A 21,732-nucleotide genomic window follows, 5' to 3' on the forward strand; every position below is an offset into this window, starting at 1 on the left:
CGCCCGGCGGGAGGGCTCCGCGCCCCTGGTCAGGGGAAGGGCCAGGCGTTCTTCAGGCACCCCTCGAGGCCGAGGGTCTGCTGCTGCATCACGGGGGCGACCTGGCCGGGACCGGGGCAGTCCTGGTGGCCGTTGCCCAGCGCGTGGCCGACCTCGTGGTTGACGACGTACTGGCGGTAGGTGGCGACGTCGCCCTGGTAGTCGGGGACGGCGGTCTCCCAGCGGGCCAGGTTGATGACCGCGCGCTCGCCGTAGCGGCAGGAGGTGTAGCCGCCGGTGCCCACGCCCGGGCAGTAGCGCTCCATGCTGCCGGGACTGACCAGGCTGACCCGGAAGTCGTAGGCGCCGGCGTCGGTGGTGTCCACGCGCTGGAAGGACATCCGGCCGCCGTTCCCCCACGAGCGGGGGTCGCCGAGGGTGGCCTCCACCGCGGCCGCGAACGCCGCGCCGTCGACGCCGATGCCGTCCTCGACCTCGACGACGAAGCGCTGCAGCGGGCCGGTGCCGTAGACCCCGGAGCTGCCGGGGACGACCGCCACGGTGCCCGCGCCCTGCTCCACGTACGTGCCGGCCGCCGGCGCCGGGAGGCCGGTCGGGCCGGCGTCCCCCTCGGCGGGCGCGGTGGGCGCGGGGGTGTCCGTCGGGGTCGCGCCCGGTGTCGAGGAGGCCGCCGACGGGGAGGTCGCCGACGGGGAGGTCGCCGTCGAGGCCACCGACCCCGTGCTGCCGGCGGTCGCGCCCACCCGGGCCGGCGTGCCCGGGCCGAGCAGGTCGAGCACCGTCAGCACCGTGGCCACGACGAGCAGCGGGATCGCGTAGGCGCGCCAGCCCCAGCGGGCCACGAACCGGCCCACCGGGCCGCGACGGCGCCGCTGCGGCCCGGCGGCCCGGCGGCCGGCGCCGGGACGCACCTCCGGCTCGGCGGGCCGCGGGGACCGGGGCCGCGGCCGCGGATCGCGGCGCTCGGCCGCGGGCGACGGAGCGCGGGAGGACGGCGGGCGGGAGGGCGGCGGGCGGGAGGGCAGCGGCGGGAGCGGAGGGAGTCCGCGGGCCGGTTCCCTCCCGGTCCGGGCCCCGGGGGGCCGGCCGGGCGGAGGACCTGCCACGGTGCCGCCTCCTCGCCGTGTCGGGCCTCGCGGCCGCGGGGCCGCCGGTCGTCCTTCCGGTCACGCAGTGTCGCGGGCGGCGTCACCGCGCGTCCAGGTCAGGTTCTCACGCGTCACACGAGACCCGTGCGACCCGCTGGTGGCGCGTCGCGCGGCCCGGCTCAGCCCGCGCGCACCTCCGGCTCGTCGTCGTCCGCGGTCCCGGTGGCGCCGGCGCGGTCCCCGGCATCGAGGCCCCCGGCGTCGAGGTCCCCGGCATCGAGGTCCTCGAGCAGGCCGAGCACCGCCCGGGCGGTCTCCTCCGGCGCCTCGAGCATCGCCACGTGGCCGACGGTCTCCAGGACCAGCAGCCGCGCGTCGGGGACGGCCGCGGCCAGCCGCGGGGCCAGCCGCGGGTCGACCAGCCGGTCGCGGTCGCCCCAGACCACCAGCGTCGGCATCCGCAGCGCGCGGGCCAGCCGCCAGGCGTTGGCCCGGCCGACCCGCAGGTAGGAGGTGATCAGGCCGCGCATGCTGCGGGTCAGCGCCCGGTTGGCCCACTCCTGCCGCGCCCGCTCGCGGGTCTCCTCGACGGCGGCGTCGACCCGCTCCCGCGGCACCCGCGCGGGCTCGCCGAAGCACATCTGCAGCATGCCGCGCACCGACTGCTCCGGCGTCACGCCCGCCAGCCGCCGCTCGGCGACGCCCGGCGCGCCCGGCAGCAGGAGCAGCAGCAGCGCGCGGCTGAACGCCTGCGGCACGCGGTAGACCGGCATCGCTGGGGAGACCAGCGTCAGTGACGCGACGAGGTCCGGCCGGCGGGCGGCCACCAGCAGGCTGACCAGGCCGCCGAGGCTGTTGCCGAGCAGGTGCACCGGCCCGCCCTGCCCCTCGCCCGGCTGGTCCCGGACGTGCTCGAGGACCTCGACCACCGCCCGCACGTGCCCGCGGATGGAGTACGACCCGCCGGTCGGCGGCTGCGAGCGGCCGAACCCCGGCAGGTCCACCGCCCACCCCGCGCAGCGGACGGCGAGCAGCGCCGCCAGGTCGGTCCAGTTGGTGGACGCGCCGCCGAGGCCGTGGACGTAGAGCGCGCGCTCGCGCGGCGCCCCGGGCGGCCCGGCCCAGGGGGTGGTGCGGACGTACACGCTGCCGCCGCTGACCGGCAGCTCCTGGCCGGGCCACGCGTCCGGCGGCGAGGCGGGGACGGGCAGGGGCGCCGTCGAGAGCCGGGCGGTGGACGACGGGGCGATCGACGGGGGCGCCGGCGGGCGGCGGCGCGCGCGACGGACCTCGGGCACGCGGCGAACGGTATGCCAGCCGGAGGTGTCGCGTGGAGCGGGTGACCCGCCGGTAACATCCCCGGGACCATGCAGTCCTCCCGACCGGCCCCCGTCCGCCGCACGTCGCGGCTCCCCCGCGGCGCGCGGCGGCTGCAGCTGCTGCAGGCCGCCCAGGAGGTCTTCGTCGCGCACGGCTTCCACGCCGCCGCGATGGACGACATCGCCGACCGCGCCGGCGTCAGCAAGCCCGTCCTCTACCAGCACTTCCCGGGCAAGCGGGAGCTCTACCTGGCGCTGCTCGAGCAGCAGGTCACCGAGCTCACCGACCGGGTGCGCGAGGCGATGGCCGGCACCGAGGACAACCGGCAGCGCGTGCACGGCGCCGTCGGCGCCTACTTCGACTTCATCGATGCCGAGGGCGGCGCGTTCCGGCTGGTCTTCGAGTCCGACCTGCGCAACGACGACGACGTGCGCGCCCTGGTCGACCGCGGCAACCGGGCGTGCGTCGAGGCGATCGCGGAGGTCATCTCCGGCGACACCGGCAGCTCGCCGGAGCAGGCACACCTGCTGGCCTCGGGGCTGACGGGGCTGGCCGAGACCAGCGCCCGCTGGTGGCTGGCGCAGAAGGGCACGGTGACCCGCGACGAGGCGGTGTCGCTGATGTCCGCGCTGGCCTGGCGGGGCATCTCCCGCTTCCCGCGGGTCGAGGGCGAGCCGGCCGCAGGCTGATCCGGTCCCGCGCCGTGCCTGTTCGCTGAGGGCACAGGCGCACGCCGGGGCCCCGCACCCCGCGCTGGACTAGCGTGGTCGGCAGCCGTGCAACCCGAGGAGGCATCCCCCGTGGAAGTCAAGATCGGTGTCCAGCACTCCCCCCGGGAGCTGGTCGTCGACAGCCCGAAGACCCCTGACGAGATCGCTGCCGACGTGGCCGCCGCCGTGTCCGGCGGCACGAAGGACGGGCTGTTGACCCTGGAGGACGAGCGGGGCCGCCGTGTCCTCGTCCCGGTCGACCGGATCGCCTACGTCGAGATCGCCCAGGCCGACCAGCGCCGGGTGGGCTTCGTCGCCGGCGCCTGAGACCCCGCACGTCCCGGGAGGGCGTCCCCGCATCCCGCGGGGACGCCCTCCCGCCGTCCTCACGGGTTCAGGCCGAGGGTCTTCATGCGCTCGGTGTGCGCGGCGGTGATGCGGTCCACCAGCCGGACGACGCCGGTCAGGTCGCCGGTGCCGCCGATGATCAGCCGGGCCAGGCCGTCCCGCTCGGCGATCACCGCCTGCGACTGGGAGATCGCCTCCCCCACCAGCCGGCGCCCCCACAGCGCGAGCCGGCCGGCCAGCGTCCGCTGCGCGGCGATGGCGGCCCGCACCTCGCGGACGGCGAAGTCGGCGTGGCCGGTGTCGGCGAGCACCTCGAGGATCAGCGACCGGTCCGGCTCGGGCAGGGAGCCCGCGATCTCCCGGTAGAAGTCGGCGGCCAGGCCGTCCCCGACGTAGGCCTTCACCAGGCCCTCGAGCCAGGTGCGCGGGCGGGTGCCCTCGTGGAAGCCGTCGAGCGCGGCGACGAACGGGCGCATCGCCTCGGTCGGCTCCGCGCCGAGCTCGGTCAGCCGCTGCGCCAGCCGGTCGTGGTGGCCCATCTCCGCGGCGGCCATGCGCGCCAGCGCGGCGCGGCCGGCCAGGGTCGGCGCCATCCGCGCGTCCTCGGCCAGCCGGTCGAACGCGGTCAGCTCCGCGTAGGCGAGCACGCCGAGCAGGTCGACGACGGCTCGGGTGTCGACCGTGGTCACGTGCCACCTCCGGGTGGTGTCGGGGCGGACGGGCCGCGCGGCGACCGAGGCTAGCCGCTGTCCGCGCTAGCATGGGGAACAGGCGGGCCGCCAGGCTCGCTGGTATCTGTGCGCTGACGAACGTCGGACGACGCCCGCAGGAGCCCCGACCGGGCACCGGGTGCGTCCCGGTCCTCCCCGGTCCGCTGGCCGCGTCGGCGCTGGAACGCATCCCGCGACACCCGACCGCGGAGCGCCCCGGGCGACGACGCCGTCGCCCCCGGCAGCTCCCCCAGCCGACCAGAGGCGAGAGCACTGACCTCCACCGAGAACACCCCCACCGAGACCACCCCCACCGAGACCAGCACCCCGAGCACCGAGCTCGAGCACGCCGAGACCGGCGCGCCGGCCCCCGAGCAGGTCGAGCAGACCGTCGAGGCGCTCGGCGGCGCCCCCGTCGAGGAGACCGCGCCGCTGTTCAGCGACTTCGACGTCCACCCCGACGTCGTCGCGGCGCTGGCCGAGGCCGGCATCACCCGGACCTTCGCGATCCAGGAGCTCACCCTCCCGCTGGCGCTGGCCGGCAACGACCTCATCGGGCAGGCCCGCACCGGCACCGGCAAGACCCTCGGCTTCGGCGTCCCGCTGCTGCAGCGCGTCGTCCCCGCCGCGGAGGGCGGCGACGGCGTCCCGCAGGCGCTGGTCGTCGTCCCCACCCGCGAGCTGTGCGTCCAGGTCGCCCGCGACCTCGGCACCGCCGGCGCCAAGCGCGGCATCCGCGTGCAGGCCATCTACGGCGGCCGCGCGTTCGAGCCGCAGGTGTCCGCGCTGCAGGCCGGCGTCGAGGTCGTCGTCGGCACCCCCGGCCGGCTGCTGGACCTGGCCGAGCAGGGCCACCTGATCCTCGGCAAGGTCCGCGTCCTGGTCCTCGACGAGGCCGACGAGATGCTCGACCTGGGCTTCCTGCCCGACATCGAGCGGATCCTCGGCATGGTCCCGACCCAGCGGCAGACGATGCTGTTCTCGGCCACCATGCCCGGCCCGATCGTCACCCTGTCGCGGTCGTTCATGACCCAGCCGACGCACATCCGGGCGCACGGCAACGACGAGGGCTCGACCGTCCCGCAGACGACGCAGTTCGTGTACCGGGCGCACAACCTCGACAAGCCCGAGCTGCTGGCCCGCGTGCTGCAGGCCCGCGGCCGCGGCCTGGCGATGGTCTTCTGCCGCACCAAGCGCACCGCGCAGAAGGTCGCCGACGAGCTGGTCGACCGCGGGTTCGCGGCCGCCGCCGTGCACGGCGACCTCGGCCAGGGCGCCCGCGAGCAGGCGCTGCGCGCCTTCCGCAGCGGCAAGGTCGACGTCCTGGTCGCCACCGACGTCGCCGCCCGCGGCATCGACGTCACCGGCGTCAGCCACGTCGTCAACTACCAGTGCCCCGAGGACGAGAAGACCTACGTGCACCGGATCGGCCGCACCGGCCGCGCCGGGCGCGAGGGCGTCGCCGTCACGCTGGTCGACTGGGACGACATCCCGCGCTGGCAGCTGATCAACAAGGCGCTGGACCTGCCGTTCGTGGACCCGCCGGAGACCTACTCCACCTCGCCGTGGGTCTACGCCGACCTCGACGTCCCCGAGGGCGCCAAGGGCCGGCTGCCGCGCTCCCAGCGGACCCGCGAGGGCCTCGACGCCGAGGTGCTCGAGGACCTCGGCGAGACGGGCAAGAAGACCAAGGGCGCCGGCCGCGGTCCCGCACGGGAGGAGTCCCGCACCGAGGACGAGCGCCCGGCCCGGACCCGCTCGCGCCGCCGCACCCGCGGCGGCGGTGCCGCGGCCGAGGCCATCGCCGCCCCGCCGGCCGACGCGCCGCCGGCCGAGGCCGGGTCCGACGAGGCCAGGTCCGACGAGGCCCCCGCGGCCCCGGCCGGGGACGCAGCCGACGGGTCCGGCGAGGGTGCGCCCAAGCCGCGCCGGCGCCGGCGCCGCCGCGGCGGCCGGGGCCGCTCCGGCGCCTCCGCCGGCTCCGGCGCCGAGGGCCGGGACGGCGACGGCGACGGCGGCGACTCCGAGTCCGCCGCGTAAGACGCCGCGTGGCGCTGCGTCCCCCGCCGCTGCGGGTGTGGGTCTGGACGGCGGCCACCCTCGCGCTGGCCGTCGTCGCCACCCTGCTGTGGCGGGGGTCGAGCGTCGCCGCGACCGACAGCACCACCGCCGCCGACCCGCCGGTCCCCTCGGCCACGCCGGCCGGTGACCTCGCGCCCGCCTGGTCGGTCGACGTCGACGTCCCGCTGCCGGACGCCGTCGTCGAGGGCGGCCGGGTGGTCGTGCCCGTCGCCGACGGCGTCACGGCGCTGGACCCGGCCACCGGCGAGGAGGCCTGGCACTACCGGCGCACCGACGCCGCGCTGTGCGGGCTCTCCGCCGGTGACGGGCTCGTCGTCGCCGTCTTCCGCACCGCGGACCGCTGCGACGAGGCGCTGGCGCTCACCGCGGCCACCGGCGTGCGCGCCTGGACCCGCAACCTGAGCCTGCGCGGCGACGCCACCGTCACCGGCGCCGACCAGGTGGTCCTCGCCAGCAGCGACACCGGCGTCGTCGTCCTCGACCCGGTCGGGGACAACGTCCGCTGGCGGGCGGGCGCGGAGTCCGGCTGCACGCTGCTCGACACCGCCGCGGGCAGCGCCGGCGTCGCGGTGCTGCAGCGCTGCGCCGGCTCGGCCGCCGTCCGGCTGCGGCTGTTCGACTCCTTCTCCGGCGAGGCCCGCTGGACCCGCGACCTGGCCGTCGCGGACGGCGCCGAGGTGCGGCTGGCCGGCGCGGACCGGCTGGTCGGCGTCGTCTCCGGCGACGCCCTGCTGGTCCACCGCCCCGACGACGGCACCCAGCTGCAGGAGCTCGCGCTCCCGGCCCCGACCGACGGCGGCGCGGAGGGCGATCCGGTGCTGCAGTCCGGGACCGGCGACGTCGCCCTGGTGTGGGTGCGCGGCACCGTCTGGGCGCTGGACCGGACGAGCGGCGCGACGCTGTGGTCGACGCCGGCCCTCGGCCTGCCCACCGCGTCCGCCGCCGGCAAGGGCGAGGTCGGGCAGGCCGGCATCTGGGTGCCCGAGCCCGACGGCCTCGTGCTGCGCGACCCGGCCACCGGCGCCGAGCTCTCCCGGGTGGCGCTGGCGGACCCGCCGGCGCCGGGCGGGCGGGCCGCCGTCGCCGGTCCGGTGCTCGTCTACGCCCTCCCCGACCGGGTGCTCGGGTACGCCTAGTCCCCCGCACGGCGGCGCGGCCGCCGCGGGCGAGGTTCACTGGGGACCATGGTCCTGCCCGGCACCTCGCACAGCCCCGACCTCGCCATCGCCGCCGACGACCTGCGCCAGCTCGCCGACCACGACGCGACGCCGCGCACCCTCCCCGGGCGGGCCGGGCCGCTGGCCGCGCTGGACACCGGCGGCGACGGGCCCAGCGGCACGGTGCTGCTGGTCGCCGGGTACACCGGCAGCAAGGAGGACTTCGCCCCGCTGCTCGCGCCGCTGGCCGCCGACGGCTACCGGGTGGTGGCGATCGACCAGCGCGGGCAGTACGAGTCCCCTGGCCCCGACGACCCGGCCGCCTACTCGGTCGCCGAGCTCGCCGCCGACGTCGTCGGCGTCGCCCGCCTGCTGCGCGAGGAGACCGGCACCCCGCACCTGCTCGGGCACAGCTTCGGCGGACTGGTCGCCCGCGGCGCCGTCCTCGCCGACCCCGCCGCCTTCCGCTCGCTGACCCTGCTCGGGTCGGGCCCCTCCCGGCTGGGCGGCCTGCGCGCCGAGCTGCTCGAGCACCTCGGCCCGCTGCTGGACTCCGGCGGCGTCCCGGGCGTGCACGCCACGCTCGAGCAGCTGGCCATGACCGACGAGCGCGCCCAGGCGGTGCCCGCCCCCACCCGCGCGTTCTACGCCCGCCGGTTCCTCCGCAACACCGCGGCCGGGCTGCGCGGCATGGCCGACGCGATGACCGCCGAGCCCGACCGGGTGGCCGAGCTGGCCGCGACCGGCGTGCCGGTGCTGGTCGCCTACGGCGTGGCCGACGACGCCTGGCCGACGGACGTGCAGGCGGACATGGCCCGGCGGCTGGGCGCCCGGCACGAGGTCATCGACGGCGCGATCCACTCCCCCGCCGTCGAGAACCCGCGCCGCACGCTCGAGGTGCTCGAGGCGTTCTGGTCCTCGGTGCCGGAGGGGACCCGGTGAGCGGCGCCCGGCCCTCGGCGCGCGACTGGACCGCCGAGGAGGACCTGCTCGGCTTCTTCGGGCCCGACAGCGTCACCTGGCGGGTGCACGCCGATCCGGTCTACAGCGTCGGCGGGCTGCGCGCCCTGCTGCTGCAGGCGCTGCACCCGGTCGCGATGGACGGCGTGGCCCGCAACTCGGTCTTCCGCGCGAACCCGTGGCAGCGGCTGGTGCGCACCGCCGAGTACGTCGACACGCTCACCTTCGGCACCCGGCGCGAGGCGGTGCGCGCCGTGCGGCGGGTCCGCGGCATGCACCGGCGCCTGGGCGGCACGGAGGAGACCACCGGCCGCACCTACCGCGTCGACGACGCCGACCTGCTGCTGTGGGTGCACAACTGCGAGGTCGACTCGCTGCTCGACGTCGCCCGCCGCTCCGGCGTCGTCACCTCCGCCGAGGCCGACCGCTACGTGGCCGAGCAGGTGACCGCCGCCGAGCTCATCGGGATCGACCGCGCCGACGTCCCCGACTCGGCGGCCGCGCTCGCCGGCTACTTCGAGCGGCTCCGGCCCGAGCTCACGCTCACCGCGGCCGGACGGGAGGCGTGGCGCTTCCTCGTCGTCCCGCCGATGCCGCGCTGGGTGCAGTTCCTGACCCCGGCCCGGCCGGCCTGGGGGTCGCTGGCGTCGCTGGCGGTGGCCACCCTGCCGCCGTGGGCGCGCCGGATGGCCTCGCTGCCCGGGCTGACGCTCACCGACACCGCGGCGACGGCGGCGCTGCGGGCGTTCCGCACCGGGATGCTCGCGCTGCCCGACCGGGCCCGGCACTCCCCGATCCGGCGCGCCGCCTTCGAGCGGACGGCGGGCGCGGTCGAGGTCGGCGCCTAGCCCTCCGCCGGGTCCCCGTCGGCGGGCAGGAAGCTCCACGTCTCCCGCGGCGGCGTCGCCGCCTGCCCCACCGGGCAGCTGGGCCGGAAGTCGCACCAGCCGCACTGCCGGCCGGGGGCGGCGGGGAACGCCTCGTCCGGCGGCACGCCGTCCTCCATCCGCCGCGTGGCGACGGCGATGTCCTCCGCGACGTCCTCGGCCCGGCGCACGTGGTTGGCCAGCGACCGCTCGGTGTGCTCGAAGGAGGCGACCGTGCCGCTGGGCAGGTGGTGCAGCTCGACCCGGCTGCACGGCCGGCGCAGGGTGCGCCGCACGCCGAGCACGTAGGCCGCGAGCGCCGCCGACCCGCGCGCCTCGTCGTCGGTGCTGGGCACCCGGCCGGTCTTGTAGTCGACGACGACCAACTCGTCGCCGCGCTGGTCGATGCGGTCGACCCGCCCGGTCAACGCCAGCCGCTCGGTGGTGCAGGAGACCTGCCGCTCCAGCCCCACCGGCTCCTCGGCGGGGTCCAGCGACTCGACGTAGCCGGTGACCCAGCCGGCCGCGGTGGCACGCCAGCGGGCGGCCTGCTCGTCGTCGCGGAAGCCGTTGGCCGACCAGACGCCGTAGAGCAGCTGCCGGGCGGCGACGGCGGTGCGCCGGCCCCGCGGCAGGTCCCACCACGAGCGCAGGGCGGCGTGCACGGCGGAGCCGACCGTGTTGTGCGCCCACGGCGGTCCCTTGGGCGGCGTCGGGCGGTCGACGTAGGCGAAGCGGTAGCGGCGCGGGCAGTCGGCGAAGGTGGCCAGCTTGCTCGGCGTCGCGGGGAACAGCCGGCGCGGCAGGCCGGGCATCTCGAGCTGTGCGCCGTCGGACTGCCTCACCCGGCCACGCTAACCGGCGACGGCGCCTCAGCCGGCCAGGGGCACGCTGCCGGTGGACGCAGCCACCAGCGCCTCGTACTGCTCCGGGTCGGTGGTGCACGCGCCGAGCGGCGTCGCCTTGTTCGCGCCGTGGTGGTCGCTGGACCCGGTGACCAGCAGCCCGAGGTCGGCGGCCAGGCCGCGCAGGTGCTCGCGCTGGGCCGGGTCGTGGTCGGGGTGGTCGACCTCCAGGCCGACCAGTCCGGCGGCGGCCATCGCGGCGATCGCGGCGTCGTCGACCACCCGGCCGCGCCGGGTGGCCAGGCCGTGGGCGAACACCGGCACGCCGCCGGCCGCCCGGACCAGCCGGATGCCCTCGAGCACGTCGGTGTCGGCCTTGGTCACGTGGTACGGGCCGCCCTGGTGCAGCAGCGTGGTGAAGGCCGCGTCGACCGACGCGACGACGCCCGCCTCGACCAGCGCCCGGGCCACGTGCGGGCGGCCCACTACCGCGCCGCCGCTGGAGTCCAGGACCCGCTGCCACTCCACCGGGTAGCCGGCCGCGGCGAGCGCGGCGACCATCCGCTGGCCGCGGGTCAGCCGCTCCTCGCGCAGCCGCCGCAGCTCGCCGGCCAGTTCGGGGTGCTCGGGGTCGAACAGGTAGGCCAGCAGGTGCACGCTGACCGGCCGCCCCTCGGCGGGGAACCAGCGCGCGGACAGCTCCAGGCCCGGGACGACGGTCAGCCCCTCCGGTCGCGCCGCGGCGGCCGCCGCCCACCCGTCGGTGGTGTCGTGGTCGGTGAGCGCGACGACGTCGAGGCCGGCGGCGCGGGCGGCGGCCACGAGCTCCGCCGGGGTGTCGGTTCCGTCGGAGACCGACGAGTGGGTGTGCAGGTCGATGCGCATCGGCGTCCAGCCTCCCCCAGCCGGGCGCGCGCTGCTCAGGCCCCCGGCGGGCGCGGGATCGGCTGGGTGTCGTGCCGGGGCGGCGCCGCGGCGGGGCGCCGGCCGTCGTCCGGGTTGCCCTCGTCGTCGCCGGCCGCGGCCCCGCCGCCGTCGCTGCCGAACAGCAGCTCGCTCACCTCGCGGTAGAGCAGGTCCGCGCGCGGCAGGTAGGTGATCTGCGACAGCGCCTGCTGCGAGCCGGCCGACTCGAACCGGAAGGTGCCGTAGCCCAGCAGCTGGCCGGGGACGGTCTCCTTCCAGGTCAGGTCGGTGATCCGGCGCAGCGGCAGCAGGCTGACCGTGCGGGCGACGATCCCCGAGGTCAGCAGCACGCGGCGGCGGGTGACGATGAAGTGCCGCATCCACCACTCGCCGGCCCGCAGCGCGAACCAGCCGAGGGCACCGAGGACGACGAGCAGGCCGACGCTCGCGCTGACCCGGTTGTCCGGGTCGAGGGTGAGCACCCACAGCCCGACGAGCAGGACGGCGACCGCCTTCGCGGCCGGCCAGAGCAGCACCGCCCAGTGCCGGCGGGTCGCCACGACCGCCTGCTCGCCGGGGAGCAGGTACTTGGCGGCGTCCTTGGCCCACCGCGGCGGGCGGCCGCCGGCCGGGCCGCTCACGCCGGGGTCAGACGAGCGAGCCGACGAAGGCCGCGATCGACGACGCCGCGCTGCCGAGCGCCTCCCCGGCGCTGCGCACCACGTCGGCCGAGGCCTCGGGGCGCTGGATGACGTAGAACACGACGAAGGCCACCGCCAGCCAGACGAGCACCTTCTTCAGGTTCACCGCCACCCCCGGGGGATCCGCTCGGACCGGCGGACGACGTGCCCGCGCGGGTCGGCCCGGAGGCCGGCCCCATGGGTAACACAGGCCCCAGCGCCCCCCGCCGGGACACGCCGGGCGGCGGACGGACGGGTCAGTCCCCCGGCAGCAGGTGCTCGCTGGGCGGGCCGAGCGGGAGGTCCGGGTAGAGCCGTTCCCGCAGGTCGAGCAGGCGCATCTCCTCGGCCAGCAGCCAGGCCGTCGACATCGGCCACATCACCAGCCACAGCCACACGCCGAACGCCTCGCCGACGAAGGCGGCCCGGTCGTCGGAGGTGGGCACCGCCCACAGCGGCGCGTGCTGGCCGGCGGCCTCCACCGACGCCGACGACGGGCCGGTGATGACGCCGCCGGGGTCCAGGCCCGGCAGGCCGGCGTAGCCGCAGCCCACCCCCATGCCCGGCTCCTCGGCGACCAGCACCAGCTCCGCCGACCCGCCCAGCGGCGCGGGGCCGGCGCAGCCGACGACGATCGCGCGCGCCCCGGGCTCCCCGCCCCAGGCCAGGCCGGTCACCGACCAGCCCGGCGGTACCGGATCGGGCACCCACGCCGGCACCCGGGCGTCCGCGGTGACCGCGGCGATGGCGTCGTGGGCGATGAGCGTGGTGTGGTGCAGCGGGGTGACCGCGCCGTGCACGTGGCACCAGGCCACCGCCGAGTCCCCGGGGCGCACCACCAGTGGTTCGCCACAGCGGGGACAGACCGGGGAGGCGCTCATCGGATGACACCGTCCTGTCACTCGGGGCTGACGTCAAGCGCAGGCGGACGGTGCCGTCCCGTCTCGCCGTGTCCCCCGCCGCGACCGCGGCCGTAGCCTGCCGCCGTGGCTCCCGACTCCCCCGGCGACCGGCTGCCGGTGCAGGCCTGCGTCGGCGCCGTGGTCCTCGACGGGGAGGGCCGGCTGCTGCTGGTCCGCCGGCGCAACGCCCCCGGCCGGGGGCTGTGGTCGGTGCCCGGCGGGCGGGTGGAGCCGGGCGAGACGCTGCCCGCGGCGGTCGCCCGCGAGGTGCGCGAGGAGACCGGGCTGGCGGTCCGGGTCGGGACGGAGGTCGGCCGGGTGACGATCCCCGGCGACGGCGTCGTCTACGACGTCGTGGACTTCGCCTGCACCCCCGAGGACCCGGCCGCGGCGCCGGTCCCGGGCGACGACGCGGACGCGGTCACCTGGGCCGGCGCCGCCGACCTCGGCCGGCTGGCCTGCACGCCGGGGCTGGTCGCGACGCTGCGCGGCTGGGGTGCGCTGCCGACCTGAGCGGTCCGGCAGCGCCCCCGCTCCTCAGGAGCGCGGCTCGGGCTCCGGGCGGCCGGGCTGCTCGCCGCCGCGCGCCTCGCCGTAGGACCGCTTGGGCACCATGACCTTGCGCCGGAAGACGCACACGACGGTGCCGTCCTGCTTGTAGCCGATCGTCTCGACGTACACGACGCCGCGGTCGTCCTTGGACCTCGACTCGGTCTTGTCCAGGACGGTGGTCTCGCCGTAGATGGTGTCGCCGTGGAAGGTCGGCGCCACGTGCCGCAGCGACTCGATCTCCAGGTTGGCAATGGCCTTGCCGGACACGTCGGGCACGCTCATGCCGAGCAGCAGTGAGTAGACGTAGTTGCCGACGACGACGTTCTTGCCGAAGTCCGTGGTCTCCGCCGCGTAGTGGGTGTCCAGGTGCAGCGGGTGGTGGTTCATCGTGATGAGGCAGAACAGGTGGTCGTCGTACTCGGTGACGGTCTTCCCGGGCCAGTGCTTGTAGACCGCACCGACGTCGAACTCCTCGTAGTACCGACCGAACTGCATGTGCGCTCCTCCGACGTCGTCGTGCGGTGGACGGTGCCGACGTCGTGCGCGGGCAGGGGCCGTCCCGGGCCGGGCAGGCCAGTTGCCCACCACGCGGCGTCGGTGACCCATCTGGACGGGCGCCGATCCTACGATGCCCGGGTGGTCCAGCCGTCCCGCGCCGGCGACCCCGCGGAGGCGGACGTCGTCAGGCTCTCGACCGGCGGGCGCCGCGTCCGCCTCGCCGCCTCCGCGGCCGTGCTCGCGCTGCTGCTCGCCGGGACGGTCTGGGGCACCGACGCCTCGTTCCCGTTCGGCCCGTTCAAGATGTACTCGACCCGCGCCGAGGTGAACGCGCCGGTGGTCTCCACCCGCGTCGTCGGCCTGACCGGCGAGGGCGAGGAGGTGCGTCTGTCCGGCGGCGAGGTGGGGCTGCGCCGGGCCGAGTTCGAGGGGCAGCTCCCGCGGCTGGTCGACGACCCCGCCCTGCTGGTGACGCTGGCCGAGACGTACGCGCGCCGGCACCCGGACGCCCCCGACCTCGTCGAGGTGCAGGTGGTGCAGCGGCACTTCGAGCTCGCCGACGGGCAGCCGACCGGTGAGTGGACCGACCGCGTCCTCGTCGGCCAGGACCTCGGGGGTGGCGCGTGAGCTCCCCGGTCACCTCCCTCGTGTCCGCGGTCCGCGGCCTGCGCGGCTTCTGGACCCGCCCGGTCCCGCTGGCCCGCATCGCGGTGTTCCGCACCATCGCCTACCTGTTCGTGCCGGTCGACGTCTTCCTCACCACCGCGTGGGTGCGCGCCCACGCCGAGGTGCCGACCGTCTGGTACCAGCCCCTCGAGATCGCCCGCGTGCTGCACCTGCCCACGCCGACGTCGACCGTCGTCCACGTCGTGCAGTGGGCGCTGGTCCTCACCGCCCTCGCCGCGGCCACCGGCCGCGCGCCCCGTCTGCTCGGCACGGCCGTGTTCGTGCTGTACCTCGAGTGGATGGTCATCGCGATGAGCTACGGCAAGGTCGACCACGACCGCATCGCCTACCTCGTCGCGCTGGCCGTGCTGCCCACCATCGGCCGGGTCCGCTGGCGCGACCGCCGCCCGTCCGAGGCCGCCGGCTGGGCGATGGCCGCGGTCATGGTCACGGTGATGCTCACCTACTTCCTCGCGGCCTGGGCGAAGATGCGCTTCGGCGGCTGGGACTGGGCGACCGGCTCGACCATCACCCGGGCGGTGATCCGCCGCGGCACCGCCCTGTCGGACTGGACGCTCGACGTCCCCGGCCTGCTCGTGGGCGTGCAGTGGGTGATGCTCGTGTTCGAGTTCGCCGCGCCGGTGATGCTGCTCGTCCGGTCCGACCGGGCCCGCGTCGCGCTCGTGGTGTTCCTGCTCGGCTTCCACCTCGTGGTGTTCGGCGGGCTGCGGATCATCTTCCTGCCGCACTGCGTGGCGATCCTGTCGATCCTGCCGTGGGAGCGGGCCCCCGAGCTGCTCACCGCGGTGCGCCGGCGCCTGCAGCCCGGGCGGGCCGCCGCGCTGTCCGCCGCGGCACCACCTGGCTGACCCGGCGTCAGATCAGCGCGCCGATGCGGGCGGCCACGTCCGCCTCGTGCTGCTGGTAGGACGCGGCGACCGCGGTGAGCAGCCCGCCCATGCCGGTGAGCGCGTCGCTGACCCCTTGGGCCGATACCCGCCACTGCTCGTAGAGCGCGCTGAACTGCACCGCGGCCTGGCTGTCGGTCCAGCCGTCGAGCACAGAGCTCGTGACCGTGCTCGACAGCGTCGCGTGGCGCGCGGCGGTCTCGGCCGCCTCGGCCTGGCACCGCCCGGCCATCGACTGCAGCGTCCCGATGTCGACCCTCATGGCTCCTCCTGTCCGTCCCGGGTCCCTCCCGGGTGGCTGCGGACGGTAGGCCGGACCGGCCCCGGGGGCGCCGGGGCCGTCCACAGCCGCGGTCCCGTCCACAGCCCGGGCCGGCCGGCCCCGCGGTGGGCGCGCGGCCAGGAGCGTCGCACCCGTGTCCGCTCCCCTCCCCGCCGGCGCCGAGGCCCGCTGCTGGACGCTGGTCGGCGCCGAGGGCGCCGTCGACGTCGAGGTCCGCGCTCCCGACGACGCCCGGCTCGACGCCGTGCTGGCCCCGCTGGCCGCCGCGCTCGGCACGGCGGCCGCGGGCCTGTGGTCCGGCAGCACCCGGCTGCCCGGGGAGCTCCTCCTCAGCGACGACCGCCTGCTCCACGGCGCGGTCCTGGGCCTGGGCCGACCGGTCCCCCGGTCCGGCGAGCCGGCCGCCAGCCCCCTGGAGCTGCACGTGGTCGGCGGACCTGCGGCGGGCACCGCCGTTCCGCTGGCCACCGGCCGGCACGTGCTCGGCCGCGGGGCCGGCGCCACGCTGTCCCTGCCCGATCCCGGGGTCTCCCGCCGGCACGTCGCGCTCGAGGTCGGCGCCGGCGGCCTCACCGTGACCGACCTCGGCTCGACCAACGGCAGCCGGCTCGACGACGCCGACCTCGACGGCACCGCGCACCCGTGGCGCCCCGGCGCGGTGCTGCGGCTGGGCGCGAGCTCGGTCACCGTCACCGGCCCGCGGGACGGGCGCGCGGGACTGCGCCCCGGGCCGGGCGGCCGGCGGCTCGTCCGCCCCGGCGTCCCGCCGTCCGCCCACCGCCCGGAGGTGGAGGTGGCGTGGCCGGAGCCGCCCGCGGCCGCAGCGCGGCGCCGGCTGGGCTGGGTCGCCGTCGTGCTGCCGGCGGTCGCCGGGGTCGCGCTCGCGCTGGTGCTGTCGGCGCCCACCTTCCTGTTCTTCGCGCTGCTGGGCCCGCTGGTGGCGGTGGGCAGCTGGGCGTCGGACCGGTGGAGCGGGTCGCGCACCGGCCGGCGGGCCGCCGAGGCGCACGCCGGGGAGGTGCGGGAGGCCCGCGCCCGGCTGGCTGAGGCGGTGCGGGTCGACGTCCGGGCGGCGCGGGCGGCCGCTCCGGACCTGGCGGCGCTGACCGCCGCGGCGCGCCGGCGGACCACCCTGCTGTGGTCCCGCGGCGCCGGGGACGCGGCGGCGCTGACCGTGCGGGTGGGGACCGGCGAGGGTCCCACCCGGGTGGTCCGCGTCGAGGCGGGCCGGCGGGTGCCGGAACCCGCGGCCGACCTGCCGGTGACCGTCGACCTGCGCCGCACCGGCGGCCTGGCCGTGACCGGCCCGCGGGAGCCCGCGCTGGGGGTGGTGCGCGGGCTGCTGGCGCAGCTGGTCGCCCTGTCCGCGCCCGGCGACGTCGACGTCGCGGTCCTCGCCTCCGCCGGGCGGGTGGCCGACTGGTCCTGGGCGCGGTGGCTGCCGCACCTGCCGGCCGCCGCTGTCCCGGGGTCCGGAGCCGACGCCGCGCCGTCCGCCTGGCTGACCGGCCTGGCCGACGGGTGCGGGGACGCCGCGGGGACGCCGGTCCTCGTCGTCGACCGGCCGGTCGACCCGGCGCTCGCCGAGCTCCTGTACCGGTGCCGCGAGCGGGGGGCGGTGCTGCTGGCGCTCGCCCCCCGCGGCGAGGACCTCGGCGGCTGCGTCCCCGCCGTCCTCGAGGTCGGGGGCGAGACCGGCGACACCGGACGGCTCGGGCTCGGCGACGGCGCGCTCCCCGTCGACGTCGTCGTCGACCGCCTGCCCCTCGCCGCCGCGGCGCGGCTGGCCCGCGACCTGGCTCCCCTGGCGCCCGCCCGGCAGGCCGCGGGGCTGCCGGGCAGCGTGCGCCTGCTCGACCTGCTCGCGGACGGCCGGGGCGGACCCGCCGGGGAGGTGCCGGTCGCCTGGTCGGCCACGCGGTCGTCGCTCACCGCGCGGCTGGGCGTGACCGCGGACGGGGTGGCCGAGGTCGACCTGGTGCGGGACGGGCCGCACGCCCTGGTGGCGGGGACGACCGGGTCGGGCAAGTCCGAGCTGCTGCAGACGCTGGTCGCCGGGCTCGCGCTGGCGCACCCGCCGGACCGGTGCTCGTTCCTGCTGGTCGACTACAAGGGCGGCGCCGCCTTCGCCGAGGCCGTGGCGCTGCCGCACACCGTCGGCCTGGTGACCGACCTGGACGGCGCGGCCACCGCCCGGGCGCTGCGGTCGCTGACGGCGGAGCTCGCCCGCCGCGAGGCGCTGCTGGCCGCGGCCGGGGTCCCCGACCTCGCGGCGCTCCCGCCGGAGGTCGAGCTGGCGCGGCTGGTGATCGTCGTCGACGAGTTCGCGGGGCTGGCCGAGGAGCTGCCGGAGTTCGTCGCGGGCCTGGTCGGCATCGCCCAGCGGGGCCGCTCCCTCGGCGTGCACCTGGTGCTCGCGACCCAGCGCCCCGGCGGCGTGGTGTCCCCCGAGATCCGGGCCAACTGCTCGCTCCGGCTGTGCCTGCGCACCACCGACGAGGCCGACTCGCGCGACGTGCTCGGCAGCGGGGCCGCCGCGGCGGTGCCGGCGGACCGTCCCGGCCGGGGGTACCTGCGCACCGGCAGCGGGCGCCCGGTCCCGTTCCAGGCGGCACGGGTGGCGCTCGGCCCCGCGGTGGCGGCCGCCGGCCCGACGGTGACCCGCTGGTCCTGGCCGGCACCCCCGGCGGGGACCGCGCCCGGGACGCCGGTGGGCCCGACCGACCTCGCCCGGGTCACCGCGGCCACCACCGGCCACGCCGCGGCGGCGGGCGTGCAGCGGCCGCACCGGCCCTGGCAGCCGGCGCTCCCCGAGCGGCTGAGGGCGACCGACCTCCCCGCCACGGACGGGCCCGCGACGCGGCCGGTGGTGGGGCTCGTCGACCGCCCCGACCGGCAGGCGCGGGAGCCGCTGCGGCTCGACCTCGACCGCGGCGGCGGCTGGCTGGCCGTGGGCGGCCCGGGCAGCGGCCGCACCACCCTGCTGCGCACCGTGCTGGCCGAGGCCGTGGAACGGATGTCCCCCGGCCGGCTGCACGTGCACGTCCTCGACCACGCCGGTGGCGCGCTGGCCGCCGAGGCCGCGGGCCTGGCGCACACCGGCACGGTGGTCGGCGCGGACGACGCGCTGCGCACCGTCCGGCTGGTGTCCCGGCTGGCCGGGGAGGTCGCCGGGCGGCGGGCCGGAGGGCGTGCGGACGCCCCGGCCGTCCTGCTCCTGGTCGACGGCGTGGACGCCCTGCTGGCCCAGCTCGACGAGGCGGTCCCCGGGCAGGGCGCGGCCGAGTTCCTGCGGCTGGTCCGCGACGGCGGCGCGGCCGCGCTGACCTGCGTCCTGACCGCCGACCGCGCCGTTCCCGGGGGCCGGCTGGCCGCGGCCGCGGGGACGCGCCTGGTCCTCCCGCTGCCCGACCGCGCCGACTACGCCGTGGCCGGGGTGCCGGTCCGCGCGGTGCCCGGCGCCCGCCCGCCGGGCCGGGCGCTGCTCGGCGAGGAGGCGCTCGAGTGCCAGGTCGCGCTGCCCCGGTCCCTCCGCCGCACCGCGCCGGCCGCCCCGCCGGGTACCGGGCCGCTGGTCGTCCCCGAGCTGCCGCCGAACCCGCCTCCGGTGCAGCCGCCGGCCGGGGAGGACGCCGGCCTGCTCCGCCGCGTGCCGCTGGGGCCCGGCGGCGACGAGGGCGGCGTGCTCACCGTCGACCTGCTGCGCGCCGGCGGGCTGCTCGTCGTCGGTCCGCCCGGCAGCGGCCGGACGAGCACGCTGGCGGCGCTGGGCGCGACGCTGACGGCGGCCGGCGTCCCCGTCCTGTGCGTGGTCCGGGCCGGCCGGCCGGCACCGGACGCGCTGCCGGTGCTCCCCGCCGACGACGTTCCCGGGTGGCGGGCGTGGTGCGCCGGCCTGGCCGGGCGCCCGGGCGCGGTGCTGCTGGACGACGCCGGCACGCTCGCCGACTCACCGGTCGGCGCCGAACTGGCCGGCGGCGACCGCACCGGCGAGGTGCTGGTGCTCGCCGCCGGGACGGCCGGTGAGCTCTCCCCCGCCTTCCGCGGCCCGGTCGCCGAGTTGCGCCGCGGCCGCAGCGGCCTGCTGCTGTGCCCGGGCCCCGGCGACGCCGACCTCCTGGGCACCCGGCTGCCCCGGACGCCGGTGCCGGTCCGGCCGGGGTCGGGCTGGCTGGTCACCGCCGGGACCCCGCAGCGGGTCCAGGTCGCCCGCGCACGGCCCAACCGCCCGTGACCGGCCGGTCAGAGCAGGTCGAGCGCCGGGCCGATCTCCTGGGTGGCGTACCAGGCCAGCTCGTGCCCCTCGGCCTGGTCGACGACGAACTGCGCCTCCTCGCTGCCGAGGTCGGCCTCGAGGACCACGGCGACGGCGGCGCGCACGTCCTCCTCGGCCTCGGCGCCGTCGACGTGCGCGCTGGCCACGTCGGCGAGCGTGACGTCGGCGGTGACCCGCACGGCGCCGGGCTCGGTGTCCGGGTCGTCGATCTCGGTGACCGAGCCGTCGGGCACGTCGGCGGCGAGCACGACCCGGCGGCGGGCGGCCGTGGGATCGACGTCGACCAGCCGCAGGCTGGCCCGGGCGGCGGCGAGCAGCGCCGCGTACTCCAGCTCCTCGACGTCGGCCGCGGCGTCGCTGAGCGCGTAGTGGTCGCGCAGCCGCGGGGTGACGGCGAAGCCGGTGTGCGGCCCGCTCAGCCGGCCCTCGTCCACGAGCGTCCGCAGGACGCTCGTCGTCGCCGGCAGGTAGATCCGCACCCGGCCGCTCCTCTCCTGTCGGGGAAGCCGACCGTATCCCGCACCGCCCGGCGCGGGTCCGCCGCCGGGTCAGCGCACGGAGTCGGCGAGCGCTCCGACCTCCTGCTCGACGAGGTCGGCCAGGACGTCCACGTCCCCGACGCCGTCCCGGTCGGCGTTGAGCCCGACGTAGACGTGCCCGTCGTAGCTGGTCATGCCGACCGCCAGGCCCTGCCCGCCGACGAGGGGGACCACGGGGAACACCTCGAGCATCCGGCTGCCGGCGGCGTACAGCGGCACCTGCGGGCCCGGGACGTTGGTGACGACGAGGTTGAACACCCGCCGGGACAGCCCCCGGGCGGCGCGCGCCCCGAGCGCGTGCAGCGTGGGCGGGGCGAAACCGGTCAGCGCGACGAGCGTGTCGGCGCGCACCGAGCGGCCCGAGCCGGTCACCCCGCGCATCGCGTAGCTGAGGCGGGCCAGGCGCACCCACGGGTTGGGCTCCCCGACCGGCAGGTCGACCAGGTGGGCCGCCACGCTGCTGCCCGGCGCGTCCTGGTCCTCGCCCTGCACCGACACCGGCACCAGCGCGCGGACGGCGGTCGAGCCGAGCACCGGCTCGCCGCGGGACAGCAGCCAGTCGCGCAGGGCGCCGCTGAGCACGGTCAGCAGGACGTCGTTGACCGTGCCGCCGTGCGCCTTGCGGATCGCCTTGAGGTCCTCGAGGTCGGCGCGCGCCACGGCGACCCGCCGCTGGTTGCCCAGCGTGCGGGCGAGCGGGCCGTGCGGAGCCGGGACGACCGCCGAGCGGGCTGCCCGCACCAGCCCTCCGGCCACGCCCCGCACCCGGGCCGCGGTGGAGCGCAGGTCGCCGACCGCCGACCGCGCGGTCTCGAGCACCGCCGTCGGGCGCTGCACGTAGTCCCCGAGCGCGTCGCGGACCAGCTCGACCCGGCCGGGCACCCGCCGCGGCGCCCAGACGTCGGCCGACGGGACCGGCGCGTCCGGGGAGCTGTCGAGCAGGACCTGCGCGATGTCGACGGCGCCCAGCCCGTCGACCAGCGCCGGGTGGGTCTTGGTGACCACCGCGACCCGGCCGCCGGACAGGCCCTCGACCAGGTAGACCTCCCACAGCGGCCGACCACGGTCCAGCGGGCGCGAGGTCACCCGGGAGACCAGGTCGAGCAGCTGCGCCTCGGTGCCCGGGCGCGGCACCGCCGACCGCCGGACGTGGTAGGCGACGTCGAAGTCGGGGTCGTCGGCCCACACCGGGTTCGCCAGGTGACCCGGCACCGGCACGATCCGCTGCCGGTAGCGCGGCACCAGCGGCAGCCGCGCCTCGACCAGCTCGGCGAGGGCGTCGAGACCGCCCTCGACCGGCTCCAGGACCAGCACCCCGGCCACGTGGATCGGTACCCCGTCGTCCTCCAGGTAGAGGAACGACGCGTCCAGGGTGCTCAGCCGCTCGGCCATCGTCCTCCTCCGGATCGGGAGCCCACCGTACGTCGCGGGCGGAG

22 protein-coding genes are annotated in these 21,732 nt (G+C 77.9%); 10 read left to right on the top strand and 12 right to left on the bottom strand.

The annotated features are described in order from the left end of the window. Positions 1-29 precede the first annotated feature (29 nt). Positions 30-911, bottom strand: coding sequence for a DUF3152 domain-containing protein (locus tag ACI79B_RS04980; RefSeq protein ID WP_456929364.1), 882 nt, complete (start codon positions 909-911; stop codon positions 30-32). Positions 912-1,267: 356 nt separating this feature from the next. Beyond that, entirely contained in the window at positions 1,268-2,386 is a 1,119-nt protein-coding gene (locus ACI79B_RS04985) for an alpha/beta fold hydrolase (RefSeq protein WP_456929365.1), read from the bottom strand. 69 nt (positions 2,387-2,455) lie between these two features. On the opposite strand from ACI79B_RS04985, the gene ACI79B_RS04990 reads away from it, so the two are divergent. Continuing rightward, the gene (locus ACI79B_RS04990) at positions 2,456-3,097 is read left to right on the top strand and encodes a TetR/AcrR family transcriptional regulator (RefSeq protein ID WP_456929366.1); all 642 of its coding nucleotides are present in this window, start codon (positions 2,456-2,458) and stop codon (positions 3,095-3,097) included. A gap of 111 nt (positions 3,098-3,208) precedes the next feature. Further along, positions 3,209-3,445, top strand: coding sequence for a DUF3107 domain-containing protein (locus ACI79B_RS04995; RefSeq protein WP_387991600.1), 237 nt, complete (start codon positions 3,209-3,211; stop codon positions 3,443-3,445). 59 nt (positions 3,446-3,504) lie between these two features. Here the strand turns inward: ACI79B_RS04995 and ACI79B_RS05000 are convergent, their stop codons facing one another. Next, on the bottom strand, positions 3,505-4,155 hold the full coding sequence (locus ACI79B_RS05000; RefSeq protein WP_387991597.1) for a ferritin-like fold-containing protein: 651 nt from the start codon (positions 4,153-4,155) through the stop codon (positions 3,505-3,507). A gap of 573 nt (positions 4,156-4,728) precedes the next feature. Here ACI79B_RS05000 and ACI79B_RS05005 point away from each other — a divergent pair. Genes ACI79B_RS05005 through ACI79B_RS05020 form a run of 4 tightly spaced genes read left to right on the top strand, consistent with a single transcriptional unit; the run spans position 4,729 to position 9,223 of the window. Continuing rightward, positions 4,729-6,216, top strand: a complete 1,488-nt coding sequence (locus tag ACI79B_RS05005; protein WP_456929452.1) for a DEAD/DEAH box helicase — start codon at positions 4,729-4,731, stop codon at positions 6,214-6,216. An 8-nt stretch (positions 6,217-6,224) separates the two neighbouring features. After that, complete coding sequence (locus ACI79B_RS05010) at positions 6,225-7,394, top strand: outer membrane protein assembly factor BamB family protein (RefSeq protein ID WP_456929367.1); 1,170 nt, start codon at positions 6,225-6,227, stop codon at positions 7,392-7,394. 48 nt (positions 7,395-7,442) lie between these two features. Further along, positions 7,443-8,357 (top strand): alpha/beta fold hydrolase, encoded by a 915-nt coding sequence (locus ACI79B_RS05015; protein WP_456929368.1) that lies wholly within the window; start codon positions 7,443-7,445, stop codon positions 8,355-8,357. Continuing rightward, positions 8,354-9,223, top strand: a complete 870-nt coding sequence (locus ACI79B_RS05020; protein WP_456929369.1) for an oxygenase MpaB family protein — start codon at positions 8,354-8,356, stop codon at positions 9,221-9,223. Before ACI79B_RS05015 ends, ACI79B_RS05020 begins: the two co-directional genes overlap by 4 nt. On the opposite strand, the gene ACI79B_RS05025 is transcribed toward ACI79B_RS05020, so the two are convergent. The 5 genes from ACI79B_RS05025 to ACI79B_RS05045 form a co-directional block, all read right to left on the bottom strand. Next, positions 9,220-10,086: a RecB family exonuclease gene (locus tag ACI79B_RS05025; RefSeq protein ID WP_456929370.1), complete on the bottom strand. Its 867-nt coding sequence runs from the start codon at positions 10,084-10,086 to the stop codon at positions 9,220-9,222. The two genes, ACI79B_RS05020 and ACI79B_RS05025, sit on opposite strands and share 4 nt — an antisense overlap. A 27-nt stretch (positions 10,087-10,113) precedes the next feature. After that, the gene (locus ACI79B_RS05030; RefSeq protein ID WP_456929371.1) at positions 10,114-10,971 is read right to left on the bottom strand and encodes a PHP domain-containing protein; all 858 of its coding nucleotides are present in this window, start codon (positions 10,969-10,971) and stop codon (positions 10,114-10,116) included. Positions 10,972-11,006: 35 nt separating this feature from the next. After that, positions 11,007-11,633, bottom strand: coding sequence for a PH domain-containing protein (locus ACI79B_RS05035; protein ID WP_456929372.1), 627 nt, complete (start codon positions 11,631-11,633; stop codon positions 11,007-11,009). A 7-nt stretch (positions 11,634-11,640) separates the two neighbouring features. Further along, a complete protein-coding gene (locus tag ACI79B_RS05040) occupies positions 11,641-11,805 on the bottom strand; it encodes a hypothetical protein (RefSeq protein ID WP_456929373.1) in 165 nt (54 codons plus the stop codon). 124 nt (positions 11,806-11,929) lie between these two features. Continuing rightward, positions 11,930-12,553 (bottom strand): DUF6758 family protein, encoded by a 624-nt coding sequence (locus ACI79B_RS05045; protein ID WP_456929374.1) that lies wholly within the window; start codon positions 12,551-12,553, stop codon positions 11,930-11,932. 105 nt (positions 12,554-12,658) lie between these two features. Between ACI79B_RS05045 and ACI79B_RS05050 the strand changes: the two genes are divergently transcribed. After that, entirely contained in the window at positions 12,659-13,087 is a 429-nt protein-coding gene (locus tag ACI79B_RS05050) for an NUDIX hydrolase (RefSeq protein ID WP_456929375.1), read from the top strand. A 24-nt stretch (positions 13,088-13,111) separates the two neighbouring features. On the opposite strand, the gene ACI79B_RS05055 is transcribed toward ACI79B_RS05050, so the two are convergent. Further along, on the bottom strand, positions 13,112-13,621 hold the full coding sequence (locus ACI79B_RS05055) for a MaoC family dehydratase (RefSeq protein ID WP_456929376.1): 510 nt from the start codon (positions 13,619-13,621) through the stop codon (positions 13,112-13,114). A 141-nt stretch (positions 13,622-13,762) separates the two neighbouring features. Here ACI79B_RS05055 and ACI79B_RS05060 point away from each other — a divergent pair, with 141 nt between their 5' ends. Both ACI79B_RS05060 and ACI79B_RS05065 read left to right on the top strand, forming a co-directional pair. Then, positions 13,763-14,251: a hypothetical protein gene (locus ACI79B_RS05060; protein WP_456929377.1), complete on the top strand. Its 489-nt coding sequence runs from the start codon at positions 13,763-13,765 to the stop codon at positions 14,249-14,251. After that, complete coding sequence (locus tag ACI79B_RS05065; protein ID WP_456929378.1) at positions 14,248-15,159, top strand: MFS transporter permease; 912 nt, start codon at positions 14,248-14,250, stop codon at positions 15,157-15,159. The genes ACI79B_RS05060 and ACI79B_RS05065 overlap by 4 nt, the downstream gene beginning before the upstream one ends. Before the next feature lie 7 nt (positions 15,160-15,166). On the opposite strand, the gene ACI79B_RS05070 is transcribed toward ACI79B_RS05065, so the two are convergent. Continuing rightward, entirely contained in the window at positions 15,167-15,460 is a 294-nt protein-coding gene (locus ACI79B_RS05070) for a WXG100 family type VII secretion target (RefSeq protein ID WP_387991564.1), read from the bottom strand. 154 nt (positions 15,461-15,614) lie between these two features. Between ACI79B_RS05070 and ACI79B_RS05075 the strand changes: the two genes are divergently transcribed. Next, on the top strand, positions 15,615-19,715 hold the full coding sequence (locus ACI79B_RS05075) for an FtsK/SpoIIIE domain-containing protein (protein WP_456929379.1): 4,101 nt from the start codon (positions 15,615-15,617) through the stop codon (positions 19,713-19,715). Positions 19,716-19,723: 8 nt separating this feature from the next. On the opposite strand, the gene ACI79B_RS05080 is transcribed toward ACI79B_RS05075, so the two are convergent. Next, on the bottom strand, positions 19,724-20,236 hold the full coding sequence (locus ACI79B_RS05080; protein WP_456929380.1) for a DUF6912 family protein: 513 nt from the start codon (positions 20,234-20,236) through the stop codon (positions 19,724-19,726). Between the two features lie 69 nt (positions 20,237-20,305). Then, positions 20,306-21,688 carry a WS/DGAT/MGAT family O-acyltransferase gene (locus tag ACI79B_RS05085; protein ID WP_456929381.1) on the bottom strand — a complete coding sequence of 461 codons (1,383 nt, stop codon included), beginning with the start codon at positions 21,686-21,688 and terminating at the stop codon, positions 20,306-20,308. Positions 21,689-21,732: the final 44 nt, after the last annotated feature.

The sequence above is a fragment of the Geodermatophilus sp. SYSU D00879 genome, from assembly GCF_054050375.1.

Coding starts and splice junctions, on each gene's coding strand:
- ACI79B_RS04990 (WP_456929366.1), top strand. CDS start 2,456: ATGCAGTCCTCCCGACCGGCCCCCGTCCGCCGCACGTCGCGGCTCCCC.
- ACI79B_RS05015 (WP_456929368.1), top strand. CDS start 7,443: ATGGTCCTGCCCGGCACCTCGCACAGCCCCGACCTCGCCATCGCCGCC.
- ACI79B_RS05030 (WP_456929371.1), bottom strand. CDS start 10,971: ATGCGCATCGACCTGCACACCCACTCGTCGGTCTCCGACGGAACCGAC.
- ACI79B_RS05045 (WP_456929374.1), bottom strand. CDS start 12,553: ATGAGCGCCTCCCCGGTCTGTCCCCGCTGTGGCGAACCACTGGTGGTG.
- ACI79B_RS05055 (WP_456929376.1), bottom strand. CDS start 13,621: ATGCAGTTCGGTCGGTACTACGAGGAGTTCGACGTCGGTGCGGTCTAC.
- ACI79B_RS05070 (WP_387991564.1), bottom strand. CDS start 15,460: ATGAGGGTCGACATCGGGACGCTGCAGTCGATGGCCGGGCGGTGCCAG.
- ACI79B_RS05085 (WP_456929381.1), bottom strand. CDS start 21,688: ATGGCCGAGCGGCTGAGCACCCTGGACGCGTCGTTCCTCTACCTGGAG.